Below are 18,450 nucleotides of genomic sequence, written 5' to 3' on the forward strand. Positions count from 1 at the left end.
GGAAGAGAACCCATGGACGACCTGACGCGCCCCACGCCCGATGCCATCGCCGGGCTGCTCCTCGCCGCCCGGTCGGGCGCTCCCCTCCCCTGGCGGCGCGCGCTGCCGCGGGATGCGGCGGAGGCCTACGCGGTGCAGGCCCGCACGATCGCCGCGCTCGGGGCCGTCGGCGGCTGGAAGGTGGGTGCGAAGGGGCCGGACGCAACGGTCAGCGGGGCGCCGCTGCCCGCCACCGGGATCCTCGCCTCGGGTGCCGTGCTGCGCGGCGCGGGCTGGCGCGTGCGCGGCCTGGAGGTGGAGGTCGGCCTGCGGCTCGGCCGGGACCTCTCCCCGGATGAGGCGGATCCCCTGGCGGCGGTGGAGGCCGTGCTCCCGCTCATCGAGGTGGTGGAGTCGCGCCTGGCGGATTGGCAGGCGGCCGATCCCCTCGCCCGGCTCGCCGACCTGCAGAGCCACGGCGCCCTGGTGCTCGGCGCGCCGGCCGCCTGCGATCCGCGGATGCTGGACCTGCGTCAGGTCGAGGCCGTGCTCACCATCGACGGCAAGGAGGCCGCCCGCACCCGCGGCGGCAACCCGGCGGGCGACGTGCGGCGGCTGCTCGGCTGGCTCGCCCGGCACTGCGCCGAGACGAGCGGCCGGCCGCCCCGCGCGGGCGAGGTGATCGCCACGGGCTCCTGCACGGGCATGATCTTCGTGAGCGAGGGCGCGCGGGTCGCCGGCCGGCTCACCGGGCTCGGCGACGTCACGCTGGAATTCTGAACCGCGCCCCTCAGGCGACGCGCTGCATCTCCTGGCGCGGGTCCGGGGCCGCCTCGCCCGCGATCTCGGTCCTGTTCCGGCCGCTCGCCTTGGCGCGGTAGAGGGCCGCGTCGGCCGCGCCGTAGAGCCGCGCGGGCACCGTCGCGGGCGGGAGGCCGGGCCGGGCGACGGCGGCGCCGATGCTCACCGTGACCGCGCCCGGCTCGACGCCCGCGGCCGGAAGCGCGAACTGCGCCACCTCCGCATGCACCGACGCGGCCACCGCGCCGGCGCCCGGCCCCTCGACGCCCGGCAGCAGGATCGCGAATTCCTCACCCCCCAGCCGGCAGGCGAGATCGCTCGGGCGCCGGGCGCTGCGCGCGAGACACTGGGCGAGCCCGGCGAGCACCTCGTCCCCGACCTGATGGCCGTAGCGGTCGTTGATCCGCTTGAAGTGATCGGCATCGATGATCAGCAGCGCGAGCGGCGCGCCGTCGCGGCACGCCTGGGCCCAGGCCACCTCCAGCGCCGCGTCGAACCGGCGGCGGTTCGGCAGGCCGGTGAGGGCGTCGGTGAGCGAGAGCCTGGCCAGCTCGGCCTCGGCGGTTGAGCGCCGCGCCAGTTCGCGGGTGAACAGCAGGACGAGACCGGCGCTCAAGGTCCCGAGGAGGAGCACCACCGCACCGATCACCAGCGCCTGGTGGCGCCAGCCCGCCTCGATCCCGTCCACCGGCAGCGCGACGGTGAGGATCAGCGGCAGGTCGCCGATCCTCCGGAACGCGACATAGTGCTCGACACCATCCGCATCGGGCATGACGAACTGGCCGCTCTCCGCCGCCTGCAGGCGCTTCAGCAGCGGGGTGCCCGCGATGGTCCCGCCATCGTTGGACGCGGTGGCGGGATGCCGCATGAGCTGCATGCCGTCGAGACGGATGAGGCTGATCACTCCGCCCGGGCCGAGCCCGAGCCGGTCGAAGGCCCGCGTGAAATGGGTGAGCCGCAGGGTGCCGACGACGATGCCGTCGAAGTCGCCATCGTCCGCCGCCAAGCGCCGGCTGAGCACGATCAGACGTGCGCCCGAGATCCGCGAGGTGAGCGGGCGGCTGATGAACAGCCCGCGATCCGGCTGCTCCCGATGGATCTGGAAATACCTGCGATCGGCGAAGTTCAGTTGCCGGGGCGGAATGCTCGCGGCGTCCAGGACCGTGTCGCCGTGCCTGTCGAGGACGAGGATCGAGCCGATATCCCGCGCGCTGGCGGCCCGGTCGAACAGGATGATCTGGCGCAGCTCGGGCGTCGCCGCGACGACCGCCGGCAGCTTCAGCCGGCTCACCATGGACGAGAGCGACAGATCGATGATCTCGACGTTGCGGCCGACATCGCTCGCGACGAGCTGGAGCAGGTTGCCGGCCGTTTGCCGGGCCCGCTCCCACACATCCGCCCGCAGGATCGTCAGCATGACCGCCGACAGGAGCAGCATGCCGAGCGGAGCCAGGACGCCGAGCACGACCCACCAGCGGACCGCCTTCGCGCTTCCGGTGAACAAGGATGATTTCGGCGCTCGCAAGGCAATCACGACCCGGTCTCCCGCGGGCCCACCATGACTCCGGGGCCCTTAACGCAAGACTTGCAGGAGCCGAACTCTGCGCTCGTTCAGAGACCGGACCGGCTTCCCGGGCATCGGCTGCCCGGGCGAGCATCATGGCATTTCCCTTGATTGCAAAGCCAATAGAATTCGCCGCGCGGGATCGCGGCGCTCAGACGAGGGCCTGATCGGCGAGCAGATGCTCAAGGATGCGGCCTTCGAGGGCGGCGAGATCCGGATCGCCCCGGCGGCGCGGCCGGGGCACGTCGACCCGCAGGTCGAGGGCGATGCGGCCCTCCTCGACCACCAGGATGCGGTCGGCGAGCGCCACCGCCTCCGCGACGTCGTGCGTGACGAGCAGGGCCGTGAAGCCTTGCGCCCGCCAGATCCGTTCGATCAGGTCCTGCATGCCGATGCGGGTGAGGGCATCGAGCGCGCCCAGGGGCTCGTCGAGGGCGAGGAGCCCGGGCCGGCTGACGAGGGCCCGGGCGAGGGCCACGCGCTGGCGCTGCCCGCCCGAGAGGGTGGCGGGCCATTGCCCCGCCTTCTCGGCGAGCCCGACCTCCGCGAGAGCGGCGCGCGCCCGCTCGCGCCGCTCCGCCCGGGTGCCCTCCTCGCCGAGCCCCACCGCGACGTTGTCGATCACCCGCGCCCAAGGAAGCAGGCGCGGCTCCTGGAACATGATGCGCTTGAGACGCCGCGGATCCCGGGTCTCCCGCGCGGCCGCGTCCAGGGCGATGCGGCCCTCGGTCGGGGTGTCGAGGCCAAGGACGAGGCGCAGCAGGGTGCTCTTGCCGCAGCCCGAGCGGCCGACCACCGCCACGAACTGGCCGGCCGGCACATGCAGGTCGAGGCCGCGGATCACCGTGTGGCCGTCGAAGGACTTCGACAGGCCGCGCAGGGTCACGGCGATGCCGTTTCCGGCGGCCGAGGGGTGATCCGCGTCGAGGCTGCGGCGGGGGCTCGCCGGGGCGAGATCCGATTCGGAGCGGCGCAGGGCGGTGGCGGTCATGGTCGCTCGTGATGTGGCCAGGGGGAGGTCAGGCGGCCCGGTAGGCCGGGTTCCAGGACAGGCAGAGGCGTTCGAGCCGGCGCGTCAGCGCATCCGCGACCTTGCCGAGCACGGCGTAGATCAGGATCGCCAGCACGACGACGTCGACCAGCATGAACTCGCGCGCCTGCATGGCCATGTAGCCGAGGCCCGAGGAAGCCGAGATCGTCTCGGCGACGATCAGGGTCAGCCACATGATACCGAGCGCATAGCGCAGGCCCACGAAGATCGACGGCAGGGCGCCGGGCAACACCACGCGCAGGAACAGGCTCCCCCGCGACAGGCCGTAGACCCGGCCCATCTCGATCAGTTGCGGATCGACCGAGCGGATGCCGTGCAGGGTGTTGGCGTAGATCGGGAAGAACACGCCCAGGGCCACCAGGAACAGCTTCGCCTCCTCGCCGATCCCGAACCACAGGATGACGAGGGGAATCAGCGACAGATGCGGCACGTTGCGGATCATCTGGACGGTCGTGTCGGTGAGCCGGTCGGAGACCCGCGACAGGCCGTTGGCGAGGCCGAGCAGGAAGCCGATGCCACCGCCGATCAGGAAGCCGGTGGCCGCGCGCAGGAAGCTGACCCAGAGATTGGTCCAGAGTTCGCCCGTGCGGCCGAGCCGGACGCCTGCCGCGACGACGTCGAGGGGCGCGGGCATGAAGCGGTTCGAGACGAGGCCGAGCGAACTCGCCGCCTGCCAGCCGGCGAGAACCAGGACCGGAACGAGCCAGGGCGTCAGGCGGGCCGAGGCCCGATCGAGGACGGAGGAGCGCGGCATCGGCGGATCTCAGCCGTTGCGGGTGGGCCGGAGCCGCACCGCACCGGCAAACGGGGTGGACGGGCCGATCACCGGCCGGCTCCGGCGGCGCGCAGCTCCGGCCCCCGGGCGCTCGCGGCGGCACTCGCGGCGGCTTGGCCGAGCAGGGCGGCGAGCTGGCCCGCGGCGTCGCCCACCCGCGCCCGGATGCCCGCATCGACGAGGGCGCCGTCGCGGAAGTCCGGATCCGACGCGTAGACCGCGGTCGGCAGCGCGAGCGCCGAGAAGAAGCCGAAGAGCGGCCGGAAGGCGTGCTCGACCACGAGGGCGTGACGGGCGCCCCCGCCGGTCGCCGCGATGGCGACGGGCTTGTTCACCAGGGCGGCCGGATCGACGAAGTCGAAGACGTGCTTGAACAGCCCCGTATAGGCGCCCTTGTAGACCGGCGAGCCGACGATCAGGCCGTCCGCCTCCTCGATCTCCTCGACGATGCGGCGCGCCGGCAGCGGGAGATCGCCGCGCGACCACGCGGAACCGAGGCCCGGCCCGGCATCGACCACGTCGTAGAGGCGGATCTCGACGGGGATCCGGGCGGCGGTCTCCTCGGCGATCGCCTCGACGAGGGTACGGGTCTTCGAGGGGCGCTGCAGGTTGGCGCTGAAGCCGACGAGTTTCGGACGCGTCATGAAGAGGGTTCCGCTGCGTGGAGGGGTGCGGGCGCGCCGCCGGGCCGCCCACCCGGTGACGGGGCCGTCGAACGAGGCCGAATGCTCCGCCAGAACCCGCCGGAGGTCAATGAAATGTTCCTTTGAAAGAACGAGCCTTCGGAGATCATTGTGCCTATTCGGGCCGCCGATCGGAGAAGCAAGTTCCCCTTCGGCGCGTTGGTCTCCCATCACGAAAGTCCCTCGCGGCGATCCGGGTCGGGCTATGCTGCCGGGCCCGGCACAGACAAGGCGCTGTACGGTTTAAAGAACGATCCGGCGAAGCCGGAGGCAGGAATCGACTTTTCGAAAAGACGGGTGCAGGCACGCAACGGAGCCTTCTCCCGGCAAGCCGGAGCCGGGGAGGCCCTTCCCCGGAACCGCCGAAAAAAGCACGTCGCTTTCTTTTCGGAGGCGCTCAGCGTGGCGCGGGAGCTGGCCGACAATCTCCGGCGTGGCGCCGCCGAGCGCGACCGGGCGAAGGCCCGCCCGCTCGCCGAGTTCGACGCCTTCTCCCAGAGCGGCCTGTGGTCGATCAACGTGCCGCGCGCTCACGGCGGGCCCGAGGTGTCCTACCGGACGCTGGCCCAGGTCATCGCCATCGTCTCGGCCGCCGATCCGTCGATCGGCCAGATCGCCCAGAACCATCTCGGCATCGTGGCGGCGATCCGCACGGTGTCCGAGCCCGACTGGCAGACGCTGCGGTTCGGCGAGGTGCTGCGCGGCACGCGCTTCGGCAATGCCTTCTCGGAGAGGGGCACGAAGCGCGCGGCCGACGTCGCCACCGCTTCACCGATCACGGCGACCACGTGGTGGTGCGCGGGCAGAAGTTCTACGCCACGGGCGCGCTCCTCGCCCATCTGGTGCCGATCATCGCCCTCGATGACCCGGGGCGGGGGTATCGGGACGGTGCCGCGCGGCGTTCCGTGAAAGCCCCGCCGCAGGCCGGACATCTCGGCGGATGAGGCGCGGGCGTGCCGGCGCCTCATCCGAGGCGCGATCGATCCTGGCTCCCGCGACGGGCCGCGCTATCTTCCCTGGGGAAAGTCTCAAGCCGGCCCTGGCTCGCCGAGGCGACCGGACCGAGGCCGCGATGGTGCGGACCGAGGCGGGAGGATCGAAGCAGATGCCGCTCCCGACAGGCCCGTCCCGGCGAAGGCCGCCCATGACGGCGTGCGAGGGGACGCGCTCCCATGGCGGCTGAGGCGGGCGCGCCGTGGCTGGTCGGCGGTGGCGCCCTCGGCACGCTCATCGCGGAGCGGGACTGGTCGGATTCGCCTCTCGGGATCCCGGCGCGCTGGCCTGCGGTCCTCACGGCGACGGTCGGCCTGATGCTGCCGGCGCACGCCCAGATTGTGCTGTTCTGGGGCCCGGACTACGTGGCGCTCTACAACGACGCCTACGCGCCCACGATCGGGAGCAAGCACCCGCGCGCCCTCGGCCGCCCCGCCCGGGAGAACTGGTCCGAACTCTGGGACGATCTGGAGCCGCTGCTGCGCCGGGTGCGCGAGACCGGCGAGACGGTCTTCGCCGAGAGCCGGCCCTTCTACATCGAGCGGCACGGCTTCGGCGAGACCGTCCATTTCGACATCTCCTACTCGCCGGTGCGGATGCCGGACGCCACGGTGGGCGGCGTGCTCTGCATCGTCGCGGAGACGACGGGGCGGGTGCGCGCCGAGGCGGCCCTGCGCGAGAGCGAGGCGCGCTTCCGCACCATGGCGGATCACGCGCCGGTGATGATGTGGGTGACGGATGCGACCGGCGCCTGCACCTATCTCAACCGCGCCTGGTACGGCTTCACGGGGCAGGCGCCGGCGCAGGGCGCGGGCTTCGGCTGGCTCGACGCGGTCCATCCTGACGACCGGCGGGCCGCAGCCGACGCCTTCGACACCGCCCGGGCCTGCGGCGGCCCCTTCCGGCTGGAATACCGCCTGCGCCATCGGGACGGCCGCTACCGCTGGGTGCTCGATGCCGGGGCGCCCCGCTTCGCTCCCGGCGAGGCGGATCTGGGTTTCGTCGGCTCGATCATCGACATCGACGATCAGGTGCGCGCCCGCGAGGCGCTGACGCGGGATCACGAGGCCCTGGAAGCCGAAGTGAGCGCGCGGACGGCGGACCTTCAGGCCGCCAATGCCCGGCTCACCGCCGAGATCGAGGAGCGCACCCGCATCGAGGAGGCGTTGCGGCAGGCGCAGAAGATGGAGGCGGTGGGCCAGCTCACCGGCGGCATCGCCCACGACTTCAACAACCTGCTCACCGGCATCGTCGGCGCCCTCGACCTGATGCAGACCCGCCTCACCGAGGGCCGCACCGAGAATCTCGGCCGCTACCTGGGCCTCGCCATGACCTCGGCCCAGCGGGCGGCGGCCCTCACCCACCGCCTGCTGGCCTTCTCGCGCCGGCAGACCCTCGACCCGAAGCCCACCGACGTGAACCGGCTGGTCGAGGGCCTGGAGGACCTGATCCGGCGGACCGTGGGACCGCAGATCGTCCTCAGCCTGGCGGCGGCGCCGGATCTCTGGACCGCGCGCGTCGATCCCAACCAGCTCGAGAACGCGCTCCTCAACCTGTGCATCAATGCCCGCGATGCCATGCCGGAGGGCGGGCGGATCACCATCGCCACGGCCAACCGGAATCTCGACGCGGCGGCGGCCCGCGTCTGCGACCTCGCGCCGGGCCCCTACCTGACCGTGGAGGTCCGGGACACCGGCACCGGGATGACCCCGGACGTGGTGGCCCGGGCCTTCGACCCGTTCTTCACCACCAAGCCCCTCGGCCAGGGCACCGGCCTCGGCCTCTCGATGATCTACGGCTTCGCCCGCCAGTCGGGCGGGCAGGTGCGGATCATCTCGGAGCCCGGCCGCGGCACCACGGTCCGCCTCTACCTGCCGCGCCACGACGGCGGCGCGTGGAACGCGGTGGCGAACGGGGCGGCGTTCCCCTCCCCTCGGGCCGGTGCGGGAGAAACCGTCCTCATCGTCGACGACGAGCCGAGCGTGCGCGTGGTGGTCGCGGACGTGCTGCTGAATCTCGGCTACCGGATCCTGGAGGCGGCCGACAGCGCGGCGGGCCTGCATTGTCTCCAGGGGCCGGAGCGCATCGACCTTCTGGTGACGGATGTCGGCCTGCCCGGCGGAATGAACGGCCGCCAGTTGGCGGAAGCGGGCTGCGCCCTGCGCCCCGGCCTGAAGGTGCTGATGATCACGGGTTTCGCCGAGACGGCGGCGACGGGCGCGGGCGACCTGCCGCCCGGGATGCAGGTGATGACGAAGCCCTTCGCCCTGGACTCGCTGGCGGCGCGGGTCAAGGACCTGATCGGGTAGACGGAAGACGGCCGACGCGAAAAGCCCCGCCTCCTTCGGAGGCGGGGCTTCCGGGAAGCGGCCCGGATGCTGCCCGGGCCGCGATCGGCTTAGCGGAAGAGGGAGAGGACGTTCTGGCTCGACGAGTTGGCGATGCTGAGCGCCTGGACCGCCAGCTGCTGCTGGGTCTGCAAGGCCTTCAGCTTGGTCGACTCCTCCTCGATGTCGGCGTCCACCAGGGTGCCGATGGTGCGCTCGTTGGCCTTCTTGAGCGCATCCACGAAGGTGATCTGCGTGTCGATTTGCGTCTTCTTCGCACCGAGCTTCGAGCCCGCCGTGGTCACCGCGGCGATCGCCTTGTCCACCGCCGTGATGTAGGTCGCCACTTGCGCATCCGTCGCCGACGAGATGTCCATGCCGGTGATCTTCGTGGCACCGCTGTCGAGGATGCCGCCCGCACCAGCCGCGCCGCCTGCCGCGGCCGTGCCGGAAGCGGTCACCGCGGTGGTGCCGTAGCCGATGCTGACCGTACCTCCGGTGACGCTCAGCGCGGAAGCCGCCCCCTTGGTCGCCGACTCGAACACGATCCGTCCTGCTTCATCGAGGCTGGCGGTCACCTTGCCCTTGAGGTTGGTGTTGTTGGCGATGCTATTGTTGATCGCCGACAGCAGCTCGTCCTTCGTCACCTTCTGGGCGTCAGCCGCCACGCCGGCCATCGCGGTCGCGTCGAGCTTGATCGTCTCGGAGCTTCCGCCATCGACCTGGATCGTCAGTGAGGCGTCGTTCGAGCCGCTCAGATCCACCGTGCCGTTGACCGCCGAGCCGGCGACCACCTTGGCGGCCGTGGCAGGCGTCGCGTCCGCCGCCTTGTCGTAGAGGCGGATCGACTTCACGTCGATGTCGACATTCGAGAAGTTGATCGCGCCGGTCTTATCGCGGGTGAAGCCCGCCACGACCGACTGCGTGTCCTTGTAGACAGTGGTGTCGCTGGAGTCGACGGAGAGCCAGTTCTGGCCGCTCGACACCGACGAGTCGGCATAGGCTTTGATCTGCGCCAGCGTCGCGGTGATCTCTTCCTGGACCTTGGTCTTGTCGACGCTCGAGGAGGTCGCGGTCTGGAGCTTGCTGCGCAGGTTCTGCAGGCTGGTGATGACGTTGTTCACGCCCGTATAGGCCGTGTCCACCGCCGAGGAGCCGAGGCCGAGCGCGTCCTTCACCGCGCCAAGCGAATTGTTGTCGGTGCGGATCGTGGTGGCGATCGACCAGTAGGCGGCGTTGTCGGCGGCGCTGGTGACGCGCAGGCCGGTCGAGACGCGGTTGCTGGTGGTGTCGAGCTGCGAGCTGATCGACTTGAGGGTCGTCAGCGCGGTCATGGCGGAGCTGTTCGTGAGCAGGCTGGTCATGATGTCGATACTCTACGCTACTTGCGGGAACTGGTTCACATCCGGGCTCACACCGGAGAAGCGGAACGGCATCATGCCTTCAGCTCGCAATCGAGCCTGACCCACAACGCAAGAACCCGGGCTTCCACCGGGGTAACAGCATGAGTTCGGGCCTTACGACCAAATTCACGCGCCACCGCGTCTCTGCCGACCTGGACGACCGTTGGGACAACCGCCGCGTCGACGCCCTAGATCTAAGTTCTCCGACTTTAACGAGATCTGAAAGCAGCCATCAACGCTGATGCGCACCACAACGCGATGCGATTCCTTGGTTACCCGAAGATTCATCATGAATTCGTCTGGCAGGTCCGTTAACTATACGGAGCCTGATTCATCCATCGGCGACGAGCGCATCGCCTCATGCCGCGCCCGCCGACCGGCACCGGGCAACAGCGGAGAAGCCTCGGGATGGGAGACATCCAATCGGCGCCAGGTATGCATCGGCGCGAGACCGCCCTCTCGGCCACGGTCCACGACAGTGAGCGGGCGAGCGGCGCTCGGGGGCTGAGTTCGCCCGGCGAAGGGGTCCTCCGCCCACTGTTTCGCGCTGCCCGGCTTTCCAGTGTCGTGTACCCCCTGCCTCTCGGCGAGCGCCGCAGGCCGCGCGGGCGGCAGTCGGACGCTCGTTGATCCGCAAATCGGTCGGCGCCTCATGCCGGGGATCCCGGGCGCAGCGGTAGCCTCGCCCCCGGTCCGATCGATCCGGTCGACAGCCGGCGAATGCGACCTCCAATCGCCAGTGTCGGCACGAGGATCGGTGGGCTGCCAGGGGCATCGGAGACGAATGGCCCTGGCTCATACGGTTTCCGGATGATCGCTTCGCGATGCGGAAACCGGCCTCGCTCAGGCGCCGCGCGGGCTCGTGATACGGTTTCCGAAAGTGATCTTCCGGAAACCGTATCACTCGCCCAGCGACACATGCGGCGCTCACCGCCCAGGCACAAGCAGACGAGCGCCAGAACGGCGAAAGCCGCGCCTCCTTACGGAGACGCGGCTTTCTGGGTATTCCTCGCGTGGGCGGGATCGGTCAGGCTTATCGGAAGAGGGAGAGGACGTTCTGGCTCGACGAGTTGGCGATGCTGAGCGCCTGGACCGCCAGCTGCTGCTGGGTCTGCAAGGCCTTCAGCTTGGTCGACTCCTCCTCGATGTCGGCATCCACCAGGGTGCCGATGGTGCGCTCGTTGGCCTTCTTGAGCGCATCCACGAAGGTGATCTGCGTGTCGATCTGCGTCTTCTTCGCACCGAGCTTCGAGCCCGCCGTGGTCACCGCGGCGATCGCCTTGTCCACCGCCGTGATGTAGGTCGCCACCTGCGCATCCGTCGCCGACGAGATGTTGATGTCGGTGATGCGGGTGGCACCGGTGTCGAGAATGCCGCCGGCCCCCGCCGTGCCGGTAGTCCCCGCCGTGCCGGAGGCGGTCACCGCGGCGCTGCCGAAGCCGACATCGACCGAGGCATTGCCGGTGACGCTGAGCGCAGCAGTGGCACCGGTCGCGGTCGTCTGCAGGGAGAGGCGGCCCGCTTCATCGAGGCTGGCGGTCACGAGGCCCTTGAGGTTGGTGTTGTTGGCGATGCTCTTGTTGATCGCCGACAGCAGCTCGTCCTTCGTCACCTTCTCGGCGTCAGCCGCCACGCCGGCCATCGCGATCGCATCGAGCTTGATCGTCTCGGAGGCGTTGCTGCCGATCTGGATCGTCAGTGAGGCGTCGTTCGAGCCGCTCAGATCCACCGTGCCGTTGACCGCCTTACCTGCTACGATCTTCGCAGCCGTTTCCGGGGTTACGCTCGCCGCCTTGTCGTAGAGGCGGATCGACTTCACGTCGATGTCGACGTTGGAGAAGGTGATCGCGCCGGTCTTATCGCGGGTGAAGCCCGCCACGACCGACTGCGTGTCCTTGTAACCGGCCGTGTCGCTGGAATCGACCGAGAGCCAGTTCTGGCCGCTCGACACCGACGAGTCGGCATAGGCCTTGATCTGCGCCAGCGTCGCGGTGATCTCTTCCTGAACCTTGGAACGATCGACGCTCGAGGAGGTCGCGGTCTGGAGCTTGCTGCGCAGGTTCTGCAGGCTGGTGATGACGTTGTTCACGCCCGTATAGGCCGTGTCCACCGCCGAGGAGCCGAGGCCGAGCGCGTCCTTCACCGCGCCAAGCGAATTGTTGTCGGTGCGGATCGTGGTGGCAATCGACCAGTAGGCGGCGTTGTCGGCGGCCGTCGAGACGCGCAGGCCGGTCGAGACGCGGTTGCTGGTGGTGTCGAGCTGCGAGCTAATCGACTTGAGGGTCGTCAGCGCCGTCATCGCCGCGGTGTTCGTGAGCAGGCTGGTCATGATGTCGATACTCTACGCTACTTGCGGGAACTGGTTCACATCCGGGCTCACACCGGAGAAGCGGAACGGCATCATGCCCTCGGCTCGGATCGAGCCTGACCCACAACGCAAAGACCCGGACTTGCACCGGAATGGCGATCTGGCCTCATGCCGCGAGACCAGACCGATCCCGCACGCCATCAACACTCAACGATCTCGGTACGCTTAACTTCCATCCGCTCGTTGATGGAGATTGTTTAGGCTAACGGCCCCTAACAACACCTGAACGGCATCAACCTTAACGGCGCCCACCGACACCGAGGAGATTTATGGTTATCGCAGAGTAAATACTCCCGGCAAGCGGCGATGTTCGATTTTGATCCGGCGTCGCACTTGCGGGCGAGCTGGGAACGCGGGTTAATACGCTGCAAAGGAATATGCTTAACGAGTGCTTGCCGGACCGCGCCGGACGGCGAGCCGCCGGAACGAAGCCCCCTTTTCGGGAGTCAGGTTCGTGCAAGGCTCGGCGACTAGATCCCTCGCCACTCCGGAGGACGGTGGACGCATGAAGAGGTCGGATTCGACGGGACCGATGCGGGCCTTCATCAAGAAGGGCGCCCGCTTCTTCCTGAACGGTGCGCTGATGCGGGCGAGCGACAGCGTCACGCTGGATATCCACGCGGTCGACGTGCTGCTGATGCCGAGCCACCTCATCGACGCCGAGGAGGTCCACACCCCCTTGCAGCAGCTCTATTACTGCGTCCAGCAGATGCTGATCGCGCCCGAGCGCAAGGCGGAATGGCAGGAGGGCCTGCGCAGCTGCGTGGCGGGCGCGGGCCTGCCGGATCGCGAGGTGCTGCGGCCGGTCCTGCGGCTGGTCGAGCGCGAGAAGTACCAGAGCGCGATGGCGCAGCTGCGCAAGGTCATGCGCGAGGAGCGCGACTCTCAGAGCCGTGGCACGGAGGCGACGAGCCGGCGCGTATAGGGGTGCCGCGGCGCGCCGAACACCGTCTCCGGTGGGCCCTCCTCGACGATCGCGCCGCCCGCCATCACGGCGACGCGGTCGCAGAGCGCCTCCACCACCGCGAGGTCGTGGCTGATGAACAGGTAGCTGAGGCCGTGCCGGGCCTTGAGATCCGCGAGCAGGCGCAGCACCTGGGCCTGGACCGAGAGATCGAGGGCCGAGACCGGCTCGTCGAGGACGATCACCCGCGCTCCGGCGGCGAGCGCCCGGGCGATGGCGATCCGCTGCGCCTGTCCCCCTGAGAATTCGTGCGGGTAGCGGTCGAGATGGGCCGGTTCGAGGCCGACCGATTCCATCAGCGCGGGCAGGCGCGCCGCCCGCGCCGGCCCGTCGAGGCCGGCGAGAAGGCGCAGGGGCGCGGCCAGCGCCTGACGGATCGTCTTGCGCGGATTGAGGGACGAGACCGGATCCTGGAAGACGTACTGGATCGTCCGTCCGAGTTCCCGCGGCCCCGCCCGGACCAGCGCGGGGAGCGGCCGGCCCGCCACCGTGACCGTCCCGGCGCTCGGCCGCGTCAGCCCGACGAGGCAGCGCGCCAGGGTGGACTTGCCGCAGCCCGACTCCCCGACGAGGCCCAACGTCTCGCCCGCCGCGACATGGAGCGAGATGCCTTTCAGGGCCGCCACCTCGCCCCGCCCCCGGGCGAACCAGCCGCCGCGGGCCGGATAGGTCTTGACGAGGTCGGACACCGCGATGGCCGGCGTCACGCGCGGCGCTCCGTCAGGATCGCCCGGGCGCGGCCGAGCACCGGCACCGCCGCGATCAGGCCGCGCGTATAGGCGTGCTGCGGCGCATCGAGCACCTGTGCGGTCTCCCCCTCCTCCACGATCCGGCCGCCCTGCATCACCGCCACCCGGTCGCAGAGGCGGCGCACCACCCCGAAATCGTGGCTGATGAACAGGATCGCGAGGCGCCGCTCCCGGCGCAGGCGGTCGAGGAGAGCGAGGATCTCCGCCTGAACCGTCACGTCGAGGGCGGTGGTCGGCTCGTCCGCCACGATGAGGTCGGGCTCGTTGGCGAGCGCCATGGCGATGGCCACGCGCTGGCGCTGCCCGCCCGAGAGTTCGTGCGGATAGGCCCGGCCGATCGTCCCGGGATCGGGCAGGGCCACGGCGGCGAAGAGGTCGCGGGTGCGGGCAGCCGCCTCCCGGGCCGGGATCACGCGGTGGGCGCGGATCGCCTCGATGACCTGATCGCCCACCCGAATCAGCGGGTGGAGCGTGGTGAGCGGGTCCTGGAACACGTAGGCGATGCGGTCGCCGCGCAGCCGCCGCAAGGCCCCGGGCGCGAGGCCGAGGAGATCCTGCCCGCCGAAACGGATGGCGCCCCCGGTGATCACACCCGGCGGCGAGGCGACGAGGCGGGCGATGGCCTGGGCGGTCACCGACTTGCCGGAGCCCGATTCGCCGACGAGGCCGAGGCACTCGCCGGGGGCAACCGCGAGGCTCACGGTCCGCACCGTCTCGACGGGGCCCGCCGCTCCCTCGAAGGCGACGCGGAGCCCCCGCACCGCGAGCAACACCTCCGGGCCGCCGGCTGCCGGATCGGCCGGCGGGCCCGCGGGCCGCTCCACCCGCGTCGCGGCGCCCGGACGCGTCGGCGCCCCCGTCCGCAAACGCGGATCGATGGCGTCGCGCAGCCCGTCGCCGATCAGGTTGAGGCTCATCACGATCAGGAACACCATGAGGCCCGGGATTCCCGCCACCGCGGGCGCGGTGATCAGCACCTTGCGCCCCTCTCCCAGCATGGCGCCGAGATCGGCCTGCGGCGGCTGCGAGCCGAGGCCGAGGAAGGAGAGACCGGCGGTCTCCAGGATCATCCAGCCCACCGTGGTCGAGACGGTGACGACGATCACCGGCAGGACGTTGGGCAGGATCTCGGTGAGGAGGATCCGCGCCGGCCCCATCCCGGAGAGGCGCGCGGCGGCGACGAAATCCTGGCGGCTCAAGGTCGCGGCGACGCCCCGCACGGTGCGGGCGAAGAACGGGATGTTGGCGACGACGACCGCGTAGAGGGCGTTGAGGAGCCCCGGCCCCAACGCCGCCACTACCGCGAGCGCGAGGAGCAAGTAGGGGAAGGCCATCAGCACGTCGATGAAGCGCATCAACACCGCCTCGATGCGCCCGCCCGCGAAGCCCGCAACGAGGCCGAAGCCGGAGCCGATCACGGCCGCGAGCGCCGCCGCCGTCACGCCGACCGCGAGGCTCACCCGCGTGCCCCAGACCAGCCGCGCGAGGCTGTCGCGCCCGAGCGCGTCGGTGCCGAGCCACGCGCCCGGGGTGAAGGGCGGCAAAAGCCGGGCGGCCGGGGCGGTGGCGTTCGGATCGGCAAGCGGCAGCCAGGGCGCCGCCAGCGCCGTGCCGGCGACGAGGACGATGACGACGAGACCCGCCGCCGCGGGCCGGTTGCGCAGGAACCGCGCGAGAAAGCCGGTCACGCCCCGATCCTCGGATCGAGCAGGCGCTGCAACAGGTCGGCCGCGAGATTGAACAGCACGTAGGCCGTGGCGACCACGAGCACGCCGCCCTGGACCAGCAGCACGTCCCGGGTGGCGATGGCGTTGACCAGCATCCGCCCGATCCCCGGCCATTGGAATACCGTCTCGACGTAGACCGCGCCGCCGAGGACGAAGCCCGCCTGGGTGCCGATGACCGGAATGACCGTCACGAGGGCGGCTCGGACGGCGTGGCGCAGGACGATGCCCACCTCGCTCACGCCCTTGGCGCGGGCGGTGCGGACGAAGTCCTGGCGCAGCACCTCCAGCATGGCCGAGCGGGTGAGGCGCGCGATCACCCCCGCCGCCACCACGGCCAGGGTCACGGCGGGCAGCACGAGGTGGCGCAGGCGGTCGGACAGATCCTCACCGCCGTAGATCGCCACCATTCCGCTCACGGGCAGCAGGCGCCACTGGACCGAGAAGAGCAGGATCAGCAGGAGGCCGAGCCAGAACGAGGGCATCGAGATGCCCACCAGCACGCCGAGCGTCGCGATGCGGTCGGTCCAGCCGGATTGGCGGACCGCCGAGACGATCCCGACCGAGAGACCGAGCAACGCGGCGAGAAGGAGGGCGGCGCCGGCCAGCACCAGGGTCGCGGCGAAGCGCTCCGTGACCTCGTCGAGAACCGGGCGGTTGAGGCTGTGCGAGCGGCCGAGATCGCCGGTCAGCACGTGCGACAGCCACGTGAGGTACTGGACCGGCAGGCTGCGGTCGAGGCCGAGGTCGCGGTTGATCCGCGCGACGCTCTCCGGCGTGGCGTAGGGGCCGAGCAGGGCCAGGGCCGGATCGCCCGGGATCAGCGCCATGATCAGGAAGACGATCAGGCTGAGGCCGGTCAGCACCGGGACGAGGCCGGCGAGGCGGGCGAGGAGCGCGGATCCCACCGGGCTCACCGCTTCGACACGCCGACGAGGCGCAGGCTGAAGGAGGGTTCGAGGGAGAAGCCCCGCACGGCAGCCGTGGTGACGGCCCCCTGCTTGCCGTGGACCACCACGGCAAACGGCGCATCCTCCGCGACGATGCGCTCCACCGCGCGGTAGAGATCCCGCCGCCGGCCGGGCTCGGTGGTGCGCCGGGCCTCTTCGAGCAGGCGGTCGAGGCCGGGATTGGCGTAGCCGCCCGCGTTGAAACCGCCCTGCCCCGGCCGGGCATCGCTGCGCAGGGCGAGCGAGGGCAACTGGTCGGGATCGTTGGTGATCCAGGCCATCTCGGCCATGTCGGCCTCCCCGAGGCCCCGGTTCACCCGGGCCAGGTAGGCGTTCCACTCGTAGGTGCTGATGCGCGCATCGAGCCCCACCGCGGCGAGATCCGCCTGGATCGCCGTGCCCATCGCCACCGGATCGAGCATGCCCGATCCGCCCTCGGTCACCAGGAAGGAGAGCCGCGCGCCCTCCGCCCCGGCCTCGCGCAGGAGACGGCGGGCGCGCTCGGGATCGTACGGGTAGCCCGGGAGATCCGGATCGTCGGCGAGGGCGAAGACCGGGGCGGTGATGCCGCGGGCCGGCACCGCGGTGCCCTGGAGCACATGCGTGGCGATCGCCCGCCGGTCGATGGCGTAGTTCACGGCCTGCCGCACCCGCCGGTCACGGAGCGGGCCGGCCTGCATGTTGAGGATCAGGTACCAGAGATGCGGCCCGACCTGCTCGTGGACCGCGAAGCCCTCCCGGTTCCGGAACAGGGCGAGGGCATCCGGCGGCATCTCGGTCATCAGGTCGACGCCGCCGGCCAGCATCTCGGTGGCGCGGGTGTTCGGATCAGAGAGCGGCCGGAAGATCACGAGGCGGGAGGCCGCCGTCCCGTCCCAGTAATCGGGGTTGCGGGCGAGCGTCACCTTCCGGCTGCTCTGCCACTCGACGAAGCGGAACGGGCCGGTGCCGACAGGCCGGCGCCCGAACGCTCTCCCCTCCTCCATCACGGCCTTCGGCGAGACCACGAGGCCGGTCGGCCCGGCGAGGTTGGCCAGAAAGGGCGCGAAGGGCTCCCGCAGGACGAACCGTACCGTCCGCGCATCGACCGCCTCGACCCGCTCGACCATGCGGAACAGGAAGGCGAGCGGGAACGGGCCCGTCTGCGCCGCCGGGTGGGCGGGATCGAGAAGGCGTTCGAAGGTGAACTTGACGGCTGCGGCATCAAGGGCGGAGCCATCGTGAAAGCGCACGCTCTCGCGCAGGCGGAAGCTGTAGCGCCGGCCGTCCTCCGAGACGGTCCAGCTCTCGGCCAGGGCCGGCTCGACCTCCAGGCTCCCGGGCCGGTAGCGCACCAGCCCGTCATAGAGGTTGACGAGGATGCGCGCGTCGTTGGTGGCGGTGGTGACGCCGGGATCGAGGGAGGCGGGTTCCGCCGTCTGCCCGACCACGAGCACATCGTCCGACACTTGCGCGACGGCGGACTCAAGGACGCAGAGCGCGACGAGGGCTCCGATGACAGGGCTGACGCACGCGGACTTGACGACCAGCACAGATCCCATCCTCGACAGCCGGAAGGGCAAAGGGCGGGTCTCATCGCGCCGAAGGATTCTCGGCAGGCGCGTGCCAGCCCCAGCCGCGGCACCGCTCCGGATGTGGCGCATGGAACGGGAAAGTCATCCGCCATCAGGCTCGGAAAGCAGCGTCGCGCGATCCTCTCGGCGCCGGGCGGCTCTCGGATCGAGCCCGGCCTGCGACGCGACGGCGGGCAACGCAACTGATGGCCGTCGCCAAGGTGCAGCCACCGGATCTGCTCTCCCGGCACATTCGCGGCTCATCAAGGCTGCATCGGTCAGACAGGCGGATGGCGCAGAACCGTTCCTCCCGAGGGGCGTATCCGCCTCTCGGTGACGCGGGCCTCGCCCTCTCGCAGGGAGACCCTATGTGATGTCTGCGCGCGAGACCGCAACATGCTATCGGGACGAGGTGTATTCGGTGTTCGAGACGTGTGCGTGGCCCCTCGCACCTGACGACGCATCGAGGCCGAGATATGTGGATCTCTCCATGCCCTCGGCCGACGCACCCGTCACACCACGCGGCAGATCGGGGCTCACCCGCTTAACAGCAAGCCACACCAGCA

Annotated in this window: 13 protein-coding genes and 1 pseudogene; 4 read left to right on the forward strand and 10 right to left on the reverse strand. The window is 70.5% G+C overall.

All coding sequences use genetic code 11. The features are described 5' to 3' along the window. Positions 1 to 12 precede the first annotated feature (12 nt). Positions 13 to 759, forward strand: coding sequence for a 2-keto-4-pentenoate hydratase (locus tag ACE101_RS22100; RefSeq protein ID WP_379134147.1), 747 nt, complete (start codon positions 13 to 15; stop codon positions 757 to 759). Positions 760 to 769: 10 nt separating this feature from the next. On the opposite strand, the gene ACE101_RS22105 is transcribed toward ACE101_RS22100, so the two are convergent. From ACE101_RS22105 to msuE, 4 genes are all read right to left on the reverse strand, one after another. Next, on the reverse strand, positions 770 to 2,284 hold the full coding sequence (locus ACE101_RS22105; protein WP_379134150.1) for a sensor domain-containing diguanylate cyclase: 1,515 nt from the start codon (positions 2,282 to 2,284) through the stop codon (positions 770 to 772). Between the two features lie 211 nt (positions 2,285 to 2,495). Next, a complete protein-coding gene (locus tag ACE101_RS22110) occupies positions 2,496 to 3,335 on the reverse strand; it encodes an ATP-binding cassette domain-containing protein (protein WP_379134153.1) in 840 nt (279 codons plus the stop codon). Positions 3,336 to 3,363: 28 nt separating this feature from the next. Then, on the reverse strand, positions 3,364 to 4,149 hold the full coding sequence (locus ACE101_RS22115) for an ABC transporter permease subunit (RefSeq protein ID WP_379134156.1): 786 nt from the start codon (positions 4,147 to 4,149) through the stop codon (positions 3,364 to 3,366). A gap of 68 nt (positions 4,150 to 4,217) precedes the next feature. Next, complete coding sequence (gene msuE, locus ACE101_RS22120; RefSeq protein ID WP_379134159.1) at positions 4,218 to 4,814, reverse strand: FMN reductase; 597 nt, start codon at positions 4,812 to 4,814, stop codon at positions 4,218 to 4,220. Between the two features lie 336 nt (positions 4,815 to 5,150). On the opposite strand from msuE, the pseudogene ACE101_RS22125 reads away from it, so the two are divergent. Both ACE101_RS22125 and ACE101_RS22130 read left to right on the forward strand, forming a co-directional pair. Then, positions 5,151 to 5,734 (forward strand): annotated as a pseudogene (locus ACE101_RS22125) (acyl-CoA dehydrogenase family protein); the annotation flags it as partial. 291 nt (positions 5,735 to 6,025) lie between these two features. Continuing rightward, a complete protein-coding gene (locus tag ACE101_RS22130) occupies positions 6,026 to 8,155 on the forward strand; it encodes a hybrid sensor histidine kinase/response regulator (protein ID WP_379134161.1) in 2,130 nt (709 codons plus the stop codon). Between the two features lie 89 nt (positions 8,156 to 8,244). Here ACE101_RS22130 and ACE101_RS22135 read toward each other — a convergent pair whose 3' ends face one another. Then, the gene (locus ACE101_RS22135) at positions 8,245 to 9,537 is read right to left on the reverse strand and encodes a flagellin N-terminal helical domain-containing protein (RefSeq protein WP_379134164.1); all 1,293 of its coding nucleotides are present in this window, start codon (positions 9,535 to 9,537) and stop codon (positions 8,245 to 8,247) included. A gap of 1,072 nt (positions 9,538 to 10,609) precedes the next feature. Then, positions 10,610 to 11,905, reverse strand: a complete 1,296-nt coding sequence (locus ACE101_RS22140) for a flagellin N-terminal helical domain-containing protein (protein WP_379134167.1) — start codon at positions 11,903 to 11,905, stop codon at positions 10,610 to 10,612. Positions 11,906 to 12,449: 544 nt separating this feature from the next. Between ACE101_RS22140 and ACE101_RS22145 the strand changes: the two genes are divergently transcribed. Continuing rightward, positions 12,450 to 12,869, forward strand: a complete 420-nt coding sequence (locus tag ACE101_RS22145; RefSeq protein WP_379134170.1) for a flagellar biosynthesis repressor FlbT — start codon at positions 12,450 to 12,452, stop codon at positions 12,867 to 12,869. On the opposite strand, the gene ACE101_RS22150 is transcribed toward ACE101_RS22145, so the two are convergent. Genes ACE101_RS22150 through ACE101_RS22165 form a run of 4 tightly spaced genes read right to left on the reverse strand, consistent with a single transcriptional unit; the run spans position 12,830 to position 17,872 of the window. After that, positions 12,830 to 13,615, reverse strand: coding sequence for an ATP-binding cassette domain-containing protein (locus tag ACE101_RS22150; protein ID WP_379134173.1), 786 nt, complete (start codon positions 13,613 to 13,615; stop codon positions 12,830 to 12,832). The genes ACE101_RS22145 and ACE101_RS22150 overlap by 40 nt on opposite strands. Next, positions 13,612 to 15,345, reverse strand: a complete 1,734-nt coding sequence (locus ACE101_RS22155; RefSeq protein ID WP_379134176.1) for a dipeptide/oligopeptide/nickel ABC transporter permease/ATP-binding protein — start codon at positions 15,343 to 15,345, stop codon at positions 13,612 to 13,614. Before ACE101_RS22155 ends, ACE101_RS22150 begins: the two co-directional genes overlap by 4 nt. Further along, positions 15,342 to 16,289, reverse strand: coding sequence for an ABC transporter permease (locus ACE101_RS22160; RefSeq protein ID WP_379134179.1), 948 nt, complete (start codon positions 16,287 to 16,289; stop codon positions 15,342 to 15,344). Before ACE101_RS22160 ends, ACE101_RS22155 begins: the two co-directional genes overlap by 4 nt. Before the next feature lie 5 nt (positions 16,290 to 16,294). Further along, entirely contained in the window at positions 16,295 to 17,872 is a 1,578-nt protein-coding gene (locus ACE101_RS22165; protein WP_379134182.1) for an ABC transporter substrate-binding protein, read from the reverse strand. Between the last annotated feature and the right edge of the window lie 578 nt (positions 17,873 to 18,450).

Origin of the sequence: Methylobacterium carpenticola, from assembly GCF_042748905.1 — a bacterium.
GTDB lineage: Bacteria > Pseudomonadota > Alphaproteobacteria > Rhizobiales > Beijerinckiaceae > Methylobacterium > Methylobacterium carpenticola.